The organism is Pseudomonas sp. Leaf129 (genome assembly GCF_001423465.1).
GTDB classification, from domain to species: domain Bacteria; phylum Pseudomonadota; class Gammaproteobacteria; order Pseudomonadales; family Pseudomonadaceae; genus Aquipseudomonas; species Aquipseudomonas coleopterorum.
The window spans coordinates 171463-184405 of sequence record NZ_LMOC01000006.1 but is presented as its reverse complement, the minus strand read 5'-3'; the positions used below and the strand labels follow the sequence as shown (position 1 = coordinate 184405).

The window sequence follows — 12943 nt, the reverse complement described above, 5'->3', positions numbered from 1 at the left end:
TTCCGCTTACCCGCTCGAGAGTTTTTGCCCATGGCCGTTCGTTCCGTAGTATTCGACACCGAAACCACCGGTATGCCGGTCACCGATGGCCATCGCGTGATCGAGATCGGCTGCGTCGAATTGATGGGACGGCGGTTGACCGGGCGCAACTTTCACGTCTACGTGCAGCCGGAGGACCGACCCAGTGACGAGGGCGCCATTGGCGTGCACGGCATCACTGACGAGTTTCTGGTCGGCAAGCCCCGGTTCGCCGAGGTTGCCGACGAGTTCTACGAATTCATCCAGGGCGCGCAGATCATCGCCCACAACGCGACCTTCGACGTCGGCTTCCTGAACAACGAATTCAAGATCGCCGGCATGCCCGAGCGGGCCAACATTGCCGAGTACTGCACGGTGATCGACAGCCTGGCGATGGCGCGTGAGCGTCATCCGGGGCAGCGCAACAGCCTCGACGCGCTGTGCAAGCGCTACGGCATCGACAACTCCGGGCGCGAACTGCACGGCGCTTTGCTCGACTCGGAGATCCTTGCGGACGTCTACCTGGCCATGACCGGGGGGCAGACCAGCCTGTCGCTGGCCGGCAACGCCAGCGATGGCGACAGCAGCAGCAAGCAGGGCAGCGAGATTCGTCGCCTGCCTGCGGACCGTCGGCAGACGGCGATCATCCGCGCCAGCCAGGCCGAGCTCGACGAGCACATGGCGCGGTTGCAGGTCATCGCCAAAGCCGCCGGAGCCGATGCGCTCTGGACGCAACTGGGCTCATAGGCCACCTCGGCGCACTCGGTGACGTTCTCTGCGCAAGTGTGCATCCGTCTGGCCGACGCCAGCTTCGACGACTATGTACTGGGCGCCGATTTCAGTGCCCAGGTGTCTGGCTACGCCTCGCCCGAGTTCAATCGACCGGTAGCTGATTGGCCTCTCAGGTCCATACGGGCCTATCGCAAGGACTATGGCATCGATCCGGCCGAGTTCGCCCGTTATCGCGAGCCCGACACCGGCGGCGCCATCTTCATGGCCTGGCTGGGTGAGAAAGCTGTCGGTCATGTGGTGGTCAGTCGGCACTGGAACAACCTTGCCTATGTCGACGAGCTGGCCGTCGATGCTTCGGCGCGCGGCCTGGGTGTGGCCAGGTCGCTGCTGGACGTGGTGCGATTCTGGGCCGTGAAGCAAGGCCTGCCAGGCGTCATGCTGGAAACCCAGAACAATAACCTGCCGGCCTGTCGTCTGTACGAGCGCTGCGGTTTCCGGCTGGGTGGCATCGACTACCTGCGTTATCAGGCGATCGATGCGGCCAGCCACGAGACGGCGCTGTTCTGGTACCGGTTATTCGCGGACGGGTGAGAGCAACGCCTGGGCATTGTGGGCGATGATTTCGAGCAGGGTCTTCTCGGCTGCCGAGCTCGACCCTGCGTTGCGCGTGAGGGCGTACAAGGTCACCGGTACGGCGGGTGACAATGGGCAGGTGTCCAGCCCTTGATCACGCGCATCTGCCGCAGTGAACGGGTCGACAATGGCCAGGCCTTCGCCGGCTGCGACCATGCTGCGCATCATCGGGTAGGTCTGTACCCGCGTGTGGATTCGCGGCGGCGGATTGAGCGATTGCAGCTTGTGCTCCAGCACCAGGCTCAGCGGATCTTCCCCTTCCAGGCCGATCATCGCCTGTCCCGCCAGTTCATGCAGCGCGATGTAGCGATGCTTGGGAGAAAGCCATCCCTGCGGCGCCAGAAGCTGCACCTTGCCCTCGGCCAGGACCTGACTGCTGATGGAGGGATGCTGGGGGCAGTGCAGGCTGAGGCCGACGTCGGTCTGGTGCAGCAGCAGGCTGCGCACCATCTCGTCGGTGTTCTGGACCCCCAAGGTGCATGGCGTTTCACGGAAGCGTCGACGCAGGGTCGCGATGCTCTGCGGCAACAGCTGGTGAGCCAGGGACGCCGTGCAGACCACGTGCAAACCAAGGTCCTGGTGCTCACGCAAACCGTCGGCCAGGCGTTGCAAACGTTCGACCTGAGTCTGCACCGCGGCGATGTCGGCCTGCATGCGCAGGGTTTCCGGCGTGGGCTGGAAATGGCCACGAATCCGTGCGAACAGCAGAAACCCCAGTTGCCGTTCGGCATCGTGCAAGGTCTGCTCCAGGGTTTGCGTGGAGATATCGAGCATCTGCGCGGCGCTCTTGAGTTCGCCGGTCTGGCAGAGCGCCTGGATGATTTCGATGTGGCGCAGTCTCATGCGCAGTCCGTACCAGCTAAGGGTTCGGCAGGTATGCTAACGCAAATCGGTGCACGGACGATCAAGGGATTCGGATGATTTCCACGCCGCTCTGCACCAGTTGAAAACGGTCTTCGCCCAGATGATTGACGCGATCGCCGATGGCCAGCTTGTAGGTGGAGGTCGGCGCGCTGCCTTCGACCGCCGGGGTCGATTCCTGAAACTCATGCACCGGGTAGATGCGACCTTCCGCATCGCGTGCATGAAATTGCCCAACCAGCACTGCAGCCATTTTATTTCCAACCTCTGAAGAATTTTGCGTGTATCTCGCTGGCACTGTAGACCTCTGTCTATTCAGGTAGTTTTGCCAGCGAGGAAAAATAGTGCGGGTTCCGGACTGGTGGCGGACAAACCGTGCCAAGTCATCTATAACTACCCCTCGATCAATCCACTACGAGGGTAACGACATGAGCAAGGTCTATTCGGTTGCGGTACTGGTCGGCAGCCTCAGGAAGGATTCCATCAACCGCAAGGTGGCTCTGGCGCTGCAGGCCATGGCGCCTGACAACCTGGCGCTGAAGATCGTCGAAATCGGCGATCTGCCGCTCTACAACGAAGACATCGATGTCACGCCCCCCGCTGCTTATAACACCTTTCGCCAGGCGCTGGGCGAAGCCGATGCCGTGCTGTTCGTCACGCCCGAGTACAACCGCTCGGTGCCGGCGCCGTTGAAGAACGCGATCGACGTGGGTTCGCGCCCCTATGGCCAGAGCCACTTCACCGGCAAACCAGGCGCGGTGATGAGCGTCTCGCCCGGCGCCGTCGGTGGTTTCGGGGCCAACCAGCACCTGCGCCAGTGCATGGTGTTTCTCGACGTGGCAATGATGCAGCAGCCCGAGGCGTACCTGGGGCACGCCGGTGGCCTGTTCGACGAGAACGGGCAGGTGGTGGAGAAGAGCCGGCCATTCCTGCAGGGTTTCATCGATGCGTTCGGGCGCTGGGTCGAACGCGTGGCGTGATGGCGGCCCCGGCGGATTTTGGTCGATCCGCTCCCGGCGGGCAGGTAAACTGCGCCGCAACGCGCGGGCAGCAGTCGCCCGCGCATGGGTCAAGCGAACAAGAGAGCGGGTAAATGGGCGCACAGTGGAAAGCTAAACATCGTGAAGCAGCAGCCAACGCCAAGGGGCGGATCTTCGGCAAGCTGTCCAAGGAAATTTCGATCGCGGCACGTTCCGGTACCGATCCGGACACCAATGCCCGCCTGCGATTGGTGATCGAACAGGCCAAGAAGGCCTCGATGACCCGCGAGACGCTGGAACGTGCCATCAAGAAAGGCGCCGGCGTGGGCGACGATGCAGTCAACTACACGCTGGTCAAGTACGAAGGCTTTGCGCCGCACCAGGTGCCGGTGATCGTCGAATGCCTGACCGACAACGTCAACCGCACCGTTTCGCAGATTCGCGTGCTGTTTCGCAAGGGCACACTGGGCGCCGAGGGTTCGGTGTCCTGGGATTTCCATCACTATGGGATGATCGAGGCGACACCGGATTCGGCCGATGTCGATGCCGAGGAAGCGGCCATCGAAGCCGGTGCCCAGGAAGTCGAGGCGGCCGACGAGGGCGCGTTCCTGTTCCTGACCGAGACCACCGATCTGGACGCTGTCTGCAAGGCATTGCCGGGCCAGGGTTTCACCGTGGTGTCGGCGAACATCGGCTACGTGCCGAAAAACCCGGTGACCCTGGACGATGCCGCGCAGCTGGCCGAAGTGGAGGATTTCCTGGATGCCATCGACGGCAACGACGACGTGCAGAACGTCTATGTAGGCCTGGCCGGCTGATTCAATCGGCGCCTGCGGTGCATCAGGTTGATCGCATGTACCGCCGACGCGGCTCGCGCCGCTGCTACAGGGATCGGCGCATGCCGTGGGCGTGGGTTTGCACCGCCGGTGTAGCAGCGGCGCGAGCCGCGTCCGGGTTCGGCGCGGTAGGTCGGGCTGGACTCAGGCATCCAGGCTTCGGGTGATTTCCGCGAAGCTGGGGCGGGCCAGGACCTGAAACTGGACGCATTGGCGTTGCAGCGCCCACAGGTCATCGTCACTTTCGTTGCAACGGGTCAGTAACTCTTCGAACAGCAAGCCGAAGGCGCGGACTTCGATGCGCTCCAATGCCTGCGATACCTCGCCGCCGTCGCCGGGGTAGAACGAGGCGCCGCCGAAATCGCCGAACAGGCACTCGCCATTTTCCTGCCATAGCACGTTGTGGGCGTAGAAATCACCGTGGTTGATCCCGCGCGCATGCAGATGGGCGCCGACTCCGGCCATACCCCGCAGCAGGCGCACCAAAGCATCGCGGTCGATGGCGAAATCGGCCGAGTAGATGTCGCGCGTGCAGGACGCCAGGCTGGGCGGTCCTGCCAGGTTGGCAAACGACGGATCGATCAGGGCCATGACCAGCCCGGCGGTACCGTCGGGATGCCCGCTCAGCCGGCCCAGTACCTCGATCAGTTGCGGATGCTCACCCGCGGCCATGCAGGCGTTGATTTCGTTGACCGGTGAACCGTCGCTGGTCATCGCTCCTTTGTACAACTTCACGGCCACCGGCTGCCCACTGTCCAGATGGGCGCGGTAGATGATCCCCGAAGCGCCTTCTCCCAGCTGCGCGTCCAGGCGCAGGTCGTCCCAGGCGATGTGTCCGCGCGTGCTTTGGCTGTGCGGTGTGGTGAAGGCTTCACTCATCGGGTTGCCGGCGTAAGCCAGCCAGGCCAGCCGCGGCAGGCGCAGCAGCCAGTCGGGCAGGGCCGGCAGACGGTTGGCCGACAACCGCAGCAATTCGAGGTTTTCCAGTTGCGCCAGGCTGTCGGGCAAGGCCTGCAGACGGTTGCCCGAGAGCATCAGCTTCTGCATCTGCCGACAATTGCCCAATGCTTCGGGCAAGTGTTCGATACGGTTGTCGGTGAGAATCAGCCAGCGCAGCTGTGCGGGCAGCGCCTCTGCCGGGACGTGTTCGATCCGGTTGGCCTTGAAACCCACCATGCTCAACTGCGGACAGCGCCCGATGCAGGCGGGCAATTCGGTAAAGGGATTGTCCGAGCAGAACAGCACCTTGAGCTTGTGCAGCCGATGCAGGTCATCGGGCAGGCGGGTCAGTGCGTTGCCGCTGAGGTTGAGCACCTCCAGGCTGTCGGCCAGGGTGAAGATGGCCTGGGGGAATTCGGTCAGGCCGCAGGACAGGTCCAGTCGGGTGGCGCCAGCCAGTTGGCCGGCTTCGAGCAGCTCGAGGGTATTCATGGGACAACCGTCGTCAAGGAAATCGCGGTGGCCATCATAGCGGTTCGTGGGCATCTCGCCACGTTCGCCGTTCGACCTTGGTCGGCTGGCAGCTCGGCCAACGCCAGCCATACTCAATGCTCGCCCTTCAATAACAACAATCCAGGGTTGGCTATCGATGAACTATCAGCAAGCGTACGCACGCTCCATTTCCGACCCGGCCGGGTTCTGGGCAGAACAGGCCAGGTCGGTCGCCTGGTCGCACCCTCCGCAGCACGTGCTCGATGTACAGCCAGACGGCACCCACTGCTGGTTCGCCGACGGCCGTCTGAATACCAGCTATCTGTGCCTGGACCGGCAGGTGGCACTCGGTCGTGGCGCACAGACGGCGCTGATCTACGATTCACCGGTGACCGGGGTCCAGCAACGCTTTACCTATCAAGAACTGCTCGACCACGTGGCGCGCCTTGCGGGCGTGCTCACTCGCCTGGGCGTGGGCAAGGGTGATGGCGTGGTGATCTACATGCCGATGGTGCCCGAGGCGGCCATGGCGATGCTGGCCTGCGCGCGGATCGGCGCGGTGCATTCGGTGGTGTTCGGTGGCTTTGCCGCCAACGAGCTGGCGCTGCGCATCGACGACTGCCGGCCCAAGCTGCTGCTGACGGCCTCCTGCGGTGTGGAATTCGACCGCGTGATTGCCTACAAGCCTCTGGTGGACAAGGCCCTTAGCCTGGCACGTCACGCCCCGCAGCAAGTGCTGGTACTGCAACGGCCGCAGGCCCTGGCGCACCTGCAGAGCGGTCGCGATCTGGACTGGCAGACGCAGTTGCAGGATGCAGAACCGGTTGCAGCCGTGGACATGGCCAGCGGCGATCCGCTGTACGTGATGTACACCTCCGGCACCACCGGCAAACCCAAGGGCATCGTCCGTGAAACCGGTGGCAACGCGGTCGCCCTGACTTTCACCATGGGCGCCATCTACGGTATGCGCGCGGGCGATGTCTGGTGGGGGATTTCGGATGTCGGCTGGGTAGTGGGTCACTCGTTGATCGTCTACGGACCGTTGATGTGCGGCTGCACCAGCATTCTCTATGAGGGCAAGCCGATTCGCACGCCCGATGCCGGCAGCTACTGGCGCGTTATCGAGCAATACCGGGTCAATGCGCTGTTCTGCGCGCCCACCGCCATGCGCGCGATTCGCAAGGAAGACCCGGAAGGGCGGTTGTTGCGCGACTATGACCTGAGCTCGTTGCGCCAGTTGTTCCTGGCCGGCGAGAAGCTCGATTCCAGTACTCACCGCTGGCTGGAAGAGCAGACCGGCAAGCCGGTCCACGACCACTGGTGGCAGACCGAAACAGGCTGGCCGGTGACCGCGCCCTGCATGGGCCTGGAGGGCTCGGCAGTGCGTGTAGGTTCGAGCAACCGGGCGGTTCCGGGCTATCACGTGCAGGTGCTGGACGAGCAAGGCGAGCTGCTGGCGCCGGGCGAGCAGGGCGCCATCGTCATCGCGCTGCCGTTGCCGCCGGGGTGCAGCCAGACCCTGTGGGGCGATCATTCGCGCTACCTGCAAAGCTACCTGGAACGCTACCCCGGCTACTACCACACCGGCGACGGTGGTTACCTGGACGCCGACGGCTATGTGCACATCATGGGGCGCACCGACGATGTCATCAACGTCTCGGGCCATCGGTTGTCGACCGGTGAAATGGAAGACCTGGTTGCCCGCCATGCCGACGTGGCCGAGTGCGCCGTGATCGGCGTCAGCGATGAAATCAAGGGCGAAGTGCCGTTGGCGCTGGTGGTGCTCAAGGACGGCAGTGACGTGAGTCCCAGCGTGCTGCAGGCGCAACTGGTAGCGCAGGTACGTGAATCCATTGGCGCGCTGGCGTGTCTGCAACGGGTGCTGGTGGTCAAGCGCCTGCCCAAGACGCGCTCGGGCAAGATCCTGCGCGCAGTGTTGCGCAAGATTGCCGCGCAGGAAGTGTTCGTCGCCCCCTCGACCATCGACGACCCGGCGATACTGGAGGAGATCGCCCAAGTGCTCGCTGCGCGTTAGCCGAGCCGTTACCGGGGCGGTTGTTCATCGAGCAGGATCAACTGCCCCAGTCGACTTCGTGTGCGCATCAAGTCGATGACCGAACCCGCCAGGCTCTCGGCCAGCGGGCGTTCGCCGACCAGTATCAAGGTCTTGTCCTGGTCGTATAGCACGTCGATGAGGTTGATGAAGCGTTGCTGAACAGCGGTCGAACACTCGTCCAGTAGCGGCAGATGGTCGATGCTCCACCGCTCGAAACGTTTGCACAACGCCAGGTAGTCGATGACCGCCGTGGGTTCTTCACAGAGGTCGGCGAAGTTGAAATGGACACGGTCGTCGTCGATCAGGCGCGCGCGTAGCTGGCGGTTGCCGACGTCCAGCGACACCGGCTCCAGATCCGCCGGCGGCAGCTGCAGCCGCGCTCGCTGCGCCGGGGTTCCGGGCCATACATAGTGGCCGCGGGTGAAGCGTTGTTGCGGTCGGTCCTGGGACAGGCTGCGGTAATCGGTGGCGCCGCCGACTTTCAGCACATCCATGCGCGCATTGATCAGTTCGATAACGGGCAGGAAACGCTGGTGATAGAGGGGGTTGGGCAGCAGGCCTTCGGGCGGGTAGTTAGAGGTCACGACCAGCAGGATGCCTCGCTCGAACAGCGCCTTGAACAGCCGCGTGATGAGCATGGCGTCGCCGATGTCGTGCACATGGAATTCGTCGAAACACAGCAGACGGCAGTTCTCCAGCAGCTCATCCAGGGTGGTCGCCAATGGGTCGACGGCCTGCCGATGGCGGAACATGCCCTGATGCAACTGGGCGAAAAAATCGTGGAAGTGCAGGCGGCGTTTTTCTTCCAAAGGAGCCGCCCTGAACAAGCCATCGAGCAGCCAGCTCTTGCCGCGCCCCACGGCGCCATGCAGGTACAGACTGCGCACTGCCGTGCTCTGCAGCAAGGCAGGCATGCGCTCGGTCATGCTGGCGATGACCCGCGTTTGATCGGCACCGAGGGTGTAGCCCGATTGCCTGGCCCGCTCGTCGAACCAAGTCTGCAACGCCACAGCGGCGTCGCCGGTTTCAGCTTTCGGCTCGGGTTTGAACAGGCGTTTGTACAGGGCGTGCAGCGACGGTAATGCGGTCAATCGGGGTGCTCCATGACGAACCGTGGGTCAACGCAGACCGGAGACCATTTGCGCAAGCACACTCAGCACATCGCCGCCCAGTCGCGCGGAGCGCTGGCCGTTCCAGCCGGTATGACTGTCCGGTGCGTCGTCGTGATCCTTGAACGGCATCTCCAGGGTCAGCGACAGACAGTCGAATCGCTCGCCGACGCTGTTGCAGGCCAGGGTCATATTGGCCTCGCCCGGCTTGTCGCGGGTGTAGCCGTGTACTGCCTGGAAGTCGGGGGTACGGGCGCACAACAGGTCGCGGAAGGTCTGTTCCAGTTGGGCGATGCGTGGGGTATAGCCAGGGTTGCCTTCGCAGGCGGCGGTGAACACGTAGGGGATTTCTTCGTCACCGTGGGCGTCGATGAACAGGTCGACGCCATGCTTGTCCATCTGCTGCTGAACGAAGAACACTTCGGGCGTGTATTCGGCGCTTGAATCCTGCCAGGCGCGGTTCAGGTCGCGACCGCGGGCATTGGTGCGCAGATGACCGTGCACGGCGCCATCGGGATTCATGTTCGGTACCAAGTAAACATCGGCCTTCTCCAGCAGCGCCTGGACCTCGGCATCATTGGCCTGCAGGCGATCGATCACGCCTTCCATGAACCACTGGGCCATGTGCTCGCCCGGATGCTGCTGGGCGATCAGCCACAGCCGACGCTTGCCCGGCGCACCATCGCCCTTGCGCAGCAACGGTATTTCCTGCCCTTCGCAGCTTTGGCCCACGGCAAGCAGCTGCAAACCGGCCTCCATCACCGCGCGATCGATCAGGGCGTCGTGACGCTCGCGGCTATAAGGTTCGAAATAGGCAAACCACATGTCGCTGTTCTGTGCTTCGAGGCCGAAGCGCAGGGCCTGGCCATCGAACGTGCTGGGGACGCGGAACCAGTGCTTCTGATCGCTGGAGGCTACGGCATGGTAGCCGTGCCAGGCGTGTCCATAGGAAGACTGCGCGGCGTTCTGCAACCTGAATTCGTAGCGTTGGCCAACCTGCAGCGCTGCGGCCTTGAAGTGAAACCACTGGAAGTGCGCGCTCTGACGGTCCGGGCGAATCGCCAGGTGCACGTCGAGCGGATCGCGTGCGTCGATGACTTCGATGTTGCCGCTGTCGAAGTCGGCACTGATCTGCGGGGAGGGGCGGGTCACGGTTGTGTTCCTGTACCTGAGTTCTTGTACCGCCACTGTACACCGAGCAGTGGGCCATCTGCGTTGAAAACAGCCTCGGAATGCTCATTTACAACCCGTAAACTCCGCTTCCTCGGCTGTTTTCGCCTTGCCTGACCTTCGTCTCAAGACTTTTCACACAGAGCCTAGTGCGCACTTCATGGGTGCTGGGCAGGCGCTGTTCTGGTAGCCATGAATCCGTTGAATGCTTACTCACCCTATAAGCCGGAGCAGTCATATCGATAGGCGTCGAGGGCACGCCCGTGAGGGGGGCTCTGATCAATTCGCCGCGGGTTAGTGGCAAGCCGAACATTCACTCGGTAAAGAACGGTATTTGCTGAAGGTCGAATGATGCAGTGTGCGTTGAGGGCGTTTTCGCCCGGCTTTCCGTGGTAAGCACGCAACTCGCCCATACCCATCGGCTGTTTTCGAGCCATCAACAGATTTCGCCAGGGCGGACAGCATGGTCTGCTGGACTGTATTTTCCTTCAGTCCGCGAAAGCGCACTTTCACGTAGCCAAACTGACGCTTGATTACCCGAACCACATGCTCGACCTTGGCTCGTGTCTGAGCTTTGCGGTACTCGACCTTGCGCTTGGCTTCGTAGAGCACACTGCGTTTATCAAACCTGAGATATGTGCTGCGCCGCGCCGTGATTTGCCAGATGACGTCACGATTTTATGCTCTTCACGCTTCTCGACACCGGTGTGCACGGCGTCCGCATAAACTGTGTTTTATTCACCGTGTAGCAGCTCGGCGACCCGTGTGACATCGGCCAGATTGGCCGCAGTGCCATGAATATGATGAACCAGTCCCGACTTCGCACCATCAGCCTGATGCCCCCCAACAAGGACCCTATTTCGGGACTCAAAACCGCACTCGCCGTTACCTGGAATTCGTGCGTGCCCCGGCGTTTCGATGCATCGTTTTGGGCCGGGTCTGGGCTGTAAGAGACACCTTCAAAGCATTTTGAATCATCGGCTGGATTACACCTTGGTTGAAGGAGGCAAGTTGATGGACAGTAGGCAGACTACCGGGGCTGCTAAAAAAGTGAACGCAAACCGAAGCAAACCTGTACCTGCAATCAGGACGGCGATCCATCCGATGTCCTCCACTCGTGCCACCAAGGCCAGGAGGAGAACAATCATGAATCCACCCAGTAATATCTCAGACGATGTAGCGTACAGTGCACGCATCACACCAAAATGCTTTGTAAATTTAGGAGTTCGCTTCCATGACAATCGGAGCCTGAGCAAGGCCGCCGCTGTCGCAATCATTCGCGTGTGGGAGAGAGCTACGCTGGCCAACATCGACCCGAGCATGATCCTGAAGGATCTGCATCCCGCCAGCCAATAGCCTGCTGCCGTCATCAAAAACGCATTGAACGACAAACCGAAAGCAATAAATATTGCCACTGGTGGCAACGGTGCGGTGGTGTCCACTATTGCATCTTCTGGCAGAATTAACATCCCCATCGCCACGATGATCGACACCAGTAAAGTCATCATCCCAAATATGATATGAATATTTCGCATGCTCTCGAACACTTTCGACCAGTTCGACAAATGGGGTGACCCGCCCAGGTATTTAGGCAAGAACAGTTGCCAATGCACCATCAACTGCTGAACAGGACCTGCGGTCCATCGAAATCTTTGCTGCTTAAGATCCTCGAAAGTATCAGGGATCGTACCGCGCCCAAAGGTGTCTCTGAAATAGCGACCTTTACCACCGTTTGCTCTAAGCCGGATAGCAATCTCTGAGTCCTCGGTAAGGCACCAAAGTGCCCAGCGCCCAGCCTCTTCCACGGCCTCCCGCCTAAGAACACACATCGTACCAATAGTGAACGCAGCGTGAAGCTCGTTCAATCCAGCCATTGAAAACTTTGTCCCCAACATGTATTCCCAATAGCAGAATTTATTGTACAAGCTTTTTGAATGATCATGATAATCATGTGACGTCTGCACGAAGTCGACGTCAGGGTCTTCAAAATGGGGTGTCAGTGCCCTCAGGAAGTCTGGCTGCGCAATATAGTCGGCATCCACAACAGCGATTAACACGCTCAAAGGATTTGTACGATCAAGGCAGTAGTTCAATGCACCTGCCTTGGCGCCCATGATGCCATCCACATGAAAGAATCGAAACCTGTTCACTCCTGATTCCACGTTGAGTTTAGCGCAACGGATCTCCAACGGACGCCATAGACTCACATCAACAGTGTTATTGTCACAGACAATCACCTCGTAATTTTTATAATCCAGTTCCGCCAGTGCGTTCAGAGTACCCAAAACAAGCTCTGGAGGTTCCGCATGACAAGGCACGTGGATTGAAACAAATGGCTCGTAATCACTGGGCCTCAGTGAGAAGGGACTGGTGGGCTCATGCCAGATTTTTCGTACCAATAAACTGTAGGTCCCAATGTAGAGGAAATAGTCCAGTAAGGCTTCCGCCGCATTCATCAGCGGCAACGCAACAAACAAAGTGAAATGCCAGCCAGGCAGCCCCATGCCAGACAACCATTGCCAGTACCATACACCGCCGGCGCCCACTATGAGTGGCGTACCCAGGCTGAAACAGATACCCGCAACACTGAATGTTGGCGCCACCCACCTTATGCCTGCATAGATCAGGAGAGTAATCGCTGCGACGGAAATTATTCCCATCGTGGGAGCAAAGGGTAGCGCCATGCACGCACTGAGCGATACGACAGCCAGTATCTGCCATTTTTCGCCTTTATCGGCCCACCGTGCCTGATAGGCACCCAGCATTGTGACAAGCACAAGTATCGCTGTGATCAATGCAAAGCCAGCCGCGAAGGCACCGACCGCATCGTAGTTCGGTGTAAACGGTGATAATAGTTCACTCATGACCCGCGCTCCCCTTTAGTTTTTTTCGTATCGTCAGCGTGTGTCAGCAATGATCTGGCCAATTCACTGGGCGTTCACGGCGGACGTATCCCCCCCCCCCCAATTGTCGAGCTTCACTCTAGTTGCACTTGTGACCCATGGCAATGTTGCTCTCATTCTCCAATTCTATTGAAGCTTAAGTAGCAACCTTATGATTTTAATGATGTTGTCTGGGTATCAGCGCGCCTTGGGTAGGCAGCACGCCTCCAGTATA

Annotated in this window: 11 protein-coding genes and 1 pseudogene; 5 read left to right on the top strand and 7 right to left on the bottom strand. The window is 60.6% G+C overall.

The window, feature by feature from the left end:
• Positions 1–30 precede the first annotated feature (30 nt).
• The gene (gene dnaQ / locus ASF66_RS08895) at positions 31–765 is read left to right on the top strand and encodes a DNA polymerase III subunit epsilon (RefSeq protein WP_056843573.1); all 735 of its coding nucleotides are present in this window, start codon (positions 31–33) and stop codon (positions 763–765) included.
• An 18-nt stretch (positions 766–783) separates the two neighbouring features.
• Positions 784–1341, top strand: a complete 558-nt coding sequence (locus ASF66_RS08890; RefSeq protein ID WP_049858834.1) for a GNAT family N-acetyltransferase — start codon at positions 784–786, stop codon at positions 1339–1341.
• On the opposite strand, the gene ASF66_RS08885 is transcribed toward ASF66_RS08890, so the two are convergent.
• Both ASF66_RS08885 and ASF66_RS08880 read right to left on the bottom strand, forming a co-directional pair.
• Positions 1324–2226: a LysR family transcriptional regulator gene (locus ASF66_RS08885; protein WP_056843572.1), complete on the bottom strand. Its 903-nt coding sequence runs from the start codon at positions 2224–2226 to the stop codon at positions 1324–1326. The two genes, ASF66_RS08890 and ASF66_RS08885, sit on opposite strands and share 18 nt — an antisense overlap.
• Positions 2227–2287: 61 nt before the next feature.
• Positions 2288–2497, bottom strand: a complete 210-nt coding sequence (locus tag ASF66_RS08880; protein ID WP_043185963.1) for a hypothetical protein — start codon at positions 2495–2497, stop codon at positions 2288–2290.
• A 175-nt stretch (positions 2498–2672) separates the two neighbouring features.
• Here ASF66_RS08880 and ASF66_RS08875 point away from each other — a divergent pair, with 175 nt between their 5' ends.
• Both ASF66_RS08875 and ASF66_RS08870 read left to right on the top strand, forming a co-directional pair.
• Entirely contained in the window at positions 2673–3224 is a 552-nt protein-coding gene (locus tag ASF66_RS08875) for an NADPH-dependent FMN reductase (RefSeq protein ID WP_056843571.1), read from the top strand.
• 113 nt (positions 3225–3337) lie between these two features.
• Positions 3338–4042 carry a YebC/PmpR family DNA-binding transcriptional regulator gene (locus ASF66_RS08870; protein ID WP_056843570.1) on the top strand — a complete coding sequence of 235 codons (705 nt, stop codon included), beginning with the start codon at positions 3338–3340 and terminating at the stop codon, positions 4040–4042.
• 162 nt (positions 4043–4204) lie between these two features.
• Here ASF66_RS08870 and ASF66_RS08865 read toward each other — a convergent pair whose 3' ends face one another.
• Positions 4205–5491, bottom strand: a complete 1287-nt coding sequence (locus ASF66_RS08865) for a leucine-rich repeat-containing protein kinase family protein (RefSeq protein WP_056843569.1) — start codon at positions 5489–5491, stop codon at positions 4205–4207.
• Positions 5492–5648: 157 nt separating this feature from the next.
• Here ASF66_RS08865 and ASF66_RS08860 point away from each other — a divergent pair, with 157 nt between their 5' ends.
• A complete protein-coding gene (locus ASF66_RS08860) occupies positions 5649–7526 on the top strand; it encodes a propionyl-CoA synthetase (RefSeq protein WP_056843568.1) in 1878 nt (625 codons plus the stop codon).
• Between the two features lie 8 nt (positions 7527–7534).
• Here the strand turns inward: ASF66_RS08860 and zapE are convergent, their stop codons facing one another.
• The 4 genes and pseudogenes from zapE to ASF66_RS08845 form a co-directional block, all read right to left on the bottom strand.
• Positions 7535–8638, bottom strand: coding sequence for a cell division protein ZapE (gene zapE / locus ASF66_RS08855; protein ID WP_056843567.1), 1104 nt, complete (start codon positions 8636–8638; stop codon positions 7535–7537).
• Between the two features lie 27 nt (positions 8639–8665).
• Positions 8666–9808 carry a M14 family metallopeptidase gene (locus ASF66_RS08850; protein ID WP_056843566.1) on the bottom strand — a complete coding sequence of 381 codons (1143 nt, stop codon included), beginning with the start codon at positions 9806–9808 and terminating at the stop codon, positions 8666–8668.
• Between the two features lie 416 nt (positions 9809–10224).
• Positions 10225–10647: pseudogene (locus ASF66_RS21980) on the bottom strand (transposase); the annotation flags it as partial.
• 165 nt (positions 10648–10812) lie between these two features.
• Positions 10813–12690, bottom strand: a complete 1878-nt coding sequence (locus tag ASF66_RS08845; protein WP_056843565.1) for a glycosyltransferase — start codon at positions 12688–12690, stop codon at positions 10813–10815.
• Positions 12691–12943 lie beyond the last annotated feature (253 nt).

Excerpts from the sequence above, each read along its gene's own strand:
- dnaQ (WP_056843573.1), top strand. The coding sequence starts at position 31 with ATGGCCGTTCGTTCCGTAGTATTCGACACCGAAACCACCGGTATGCCG.
- ASF66_RS08885 (WP_056843572.1), bottom strand. The coding sequence starts at position 2,226 with ATGAGACTGCGCCACATCGAAATCATCCAGGCGCTCTGCCAGACCGGC.
- ASF66_RS08880 (WP_043185963.1), bottom strand. The coding sequence starts at position 2,497 with ATGGCTGCAGTGCTGGTTGGGCAATTTCATGCACGCGATGCGGAAGGT.
- ASF66_RS08875 (WP_056843571.1), top strand. The coding sequence starts at position 2,673 with ATGAGCAAGGTCTATTCGGTTGCGGTACTGGTCGGCAGCCTCAGGAAG.
- ASF66_RS08870 (WP_056843570.1), top strand. The coding sequence starts at position 3,338 with ATGGGCGCACAGTGGAAAGCTAAACATCGTGAAGCAGCAGCCAACGCC.
- ASF66_RS08865 (WP_056843569.1), bottom strand. The coding sequence starts at position 5,491 with ATGAATACCCTCGAGCTGCTCGAAGCCGGCCAACTGGCTGGCGCCACC.
- ASF66_RS08860 (WP_056843568.1), top strand. The coding sequence starts at position 5,649 with ATGAACTATCAGCAAGCGTACGCACGCTCCATTTCCGACCCGGCCGGG.
- ASF66_RS08845 (WP_056843565.1), bottom strand. The coding sequence starts at position 12,690 with ATGAGTGAACTATTATCACCGTTTACACCGAACTACGATGCGGTCGGT.